The organism is Pseudarthrobacter sp. TE3704, assembly GCF_056279405.1.
Genome location: NZ_JBWCCJ010000020.1, coordinates 1 through 2034, shown reverse-complemented (window position 1 = coordinate 2034; position 2034 = coordinate 1). Strand labels below are relative to the sequence as shown.

The following is a 2034-nucleotide window of genomic DNA, read 5'->3' as shown; positions in this document are numbered from 1 at the left end:
ATGATTGGGGTTCTCCTGTGAGTGGCGTGTGGGGTGGGGTTAGCTGCTGTGGGTGTAGCCGCCGTCGCAGGCGATGGTTTGGCCGGTGATGAATGCGGCTGCGGGTGTGGCGAGGAAGAACATGATGCCGACGAGGTCGGTGGGGACCATTCCGCGGGGGATGCATTGCAGGGAGGCGGCGCGTTCGCGGACTTCGGCGGTGGGGTTGACGGTGCGTTCGACTTCGGTGGCGACGCTGCCGGGGCGGATGCAGTTGACGGTGATTCCGTGGCTGCCTAGTTCGCGGGCCAGGGAGTTGGTCATGCCGATCAGTGCTGATTTGGAGGTGACGTAGTGCAGATAGTTCACGGTGCCGCGGGTGACTGCGTCGGATGAGATGTTGATGATGCGGCCGAAGCCTGCTTTGCGCATGTGGGCTGCGACGGCCCGGACGCAGAGGTAGGTGCCGGTGATGTTGACCTTCAGCACTTGTTCCCACTGTTCCAGGGGGATTTGGTCGAACGGGCCCTTTTCGATGCTCGCGAAGATCGAGGCGTTGTTGATCAGCACGTCGACCCGGCCCCAGGTGTCGATGACGGTGTCGACCATGGCGGTGACGGACGCTTCGTCGGCCACGTTGACCTTCACGGCCAGGCCTACCCCGCCGGCGTCATGGATTTCCTTCACGACTGCTTCGGCCTTGTCGATGGCGAGGTCGGCTACCACGGCAACGGCTCCGGCCGCGGCGAACTGACGCGCGAGTTCCCGGCCGATGCCTTGGGCTGCGCCGGTGACAATGACCACCCGCCCCTCGACGCTGAAGTCCCGCGCTGATGCCGGCACGCCGGAGTCATGGGGAATGTGAGTCAGGGGTGTCGTCGTCATGGTCGATCCTCGTGGTTTCGCGTCGTGATGGGTCGTGCAGGCAGCGGTGAACAGGGGTGCTGTCCTGGACAGTCTTGACCCTGTACCGCCTGGGCGTTTATCGGGAAAAACAGGAGGCAGTGCACCCGCCCTGCCCTTGAACAATATCCCGCTATGTGGGATAGTGTCAATGGACGGCGGCCGGTTCTGCACGGATTGCAGCGGCGGGGCCGGGCGCCGCACCCCCGCGGATCTTGCCGGGGGAATACATCGACTTTGTGTGAAGGAGCAGGACATGCGCGTAAGCAAGGCAGCGGATACTGACATCGAAGCAGTCGGATCCATGCGTGAGGGAGTGCTGGACCAGAAGCACCTGCTGTTCGGTGAGGACGGCTCGCCAAACAATTACGACCTGAACATGGGCCACACCGGCGGCGGCGGGTGGCGGACCCCGCGTCACCGGCACAACTTTGACCAGGTCCGCTACGTGATCAAGGGCCGCCTGCCCTACTCCGAGAACGATTTCCTGGAGGAGGGCTGGGTCGGGTACTTCCCCGAGAGCGTCCACTACGGCCCGCAGGAACGCGCCGAGGGCCTGCGCACCCTGGTTCTCCAGTCCGGTGGCGCCAGCGGCCAGGGCTACCTGTCGGTCGCCCAGCGCGAAGCGACCAACGCCGAGCTGGAAAAGAGCGGCGAGTTCAAGAAGGGCATGTACACCTACACCGACGCCAACGGCGTTGAGCAGACCGTGGACGGCTCCCAGGCGATCTTCGAACACGCCACCGGCGGCAAGCTCGAGTTCGCCACCCCGCGCTACGAAGACGTCATCGCCATGAACCCCGACGCCTACGACTGGCTCCCCTCAACCGATCAGGGCGTGTCCGAGAAATGGCTGGGCACCTTCACCGAACGCAACTTCCGCATCGGATTCCTCCGCCTCGAAGCCGGCGCCGTTTACAAGGCAGGCCAGTTCCCCTCCATCGAAATCCTGTTCCAGACCAAGGGCCAGGTCACCGCAGGAGGCGAAAAGTACGGCCCCGAAACCGGCTACGAATTCCTCGCCAACGAAGGCCCGAAACCCCTCGAAGCCATCGAACCCACCGAATTCCTCCGCTTCGTCCTCCACACCTTCTAAACCACGGGCCAACACGGGGCCCCCACAAGGGCCCCGTGTCCACCGACCACCCCCAC

At 64.2% G+C, this 2034-nt stretch carries 2 protein-coding genes; one reads left to right on the top strand and one right to left on the bottom strand.

Translation table 11 applies throughout. The features are described from left to right. Window positions 1-39: 39 nt before the first annotated feature. Window positions 40-864: an SDR family NAD(P)-dependent oxidoreductase gene (locus ACZ9BC_RS22670; RefSeq protein ID WP_275728057.1), complete on the bottom strand. Its 825-nt coding sequence runs from the start codon at window positions 862-864 to the stop codon at window positions 40-42. Between the two features lie 274 nt (window positions 865-1138). On the opposite strand from ACZ9BC_RS22670, the gene ACZ9BC_RS22665 reads away from it, so the two are divergent. Then, window positions 1139-1978: a hypothetical protein gene (locus ACZ9BC_RS22665; protein WP_476247929.1), complete on the top strand. Its 840-nt coding sequence runs from the start codon at window positions 1139-1141 to the stop codon at window positions 1976-1978. Window positions 1979-2034 lie beyond the last annotated feature (56 nt).

Excerpts from the sequence above, each read along its gene's own strand:
- ACZ9BC_RS22670 (WP_275728057.1), bottom strand. The coding sequence starts at position 864 with ATGACGACGACACCCCTGACTCACATTCCCCATGACTCCGGCGTGCCG.
- ACZ9BC_RS22665 (WP_476247929.1), top strand. The coding sequence starts at position 1,139 with ATGCGCGTAAGCAAGGCAGCGGATACTGACATCGAAGCAGTCGGATCC.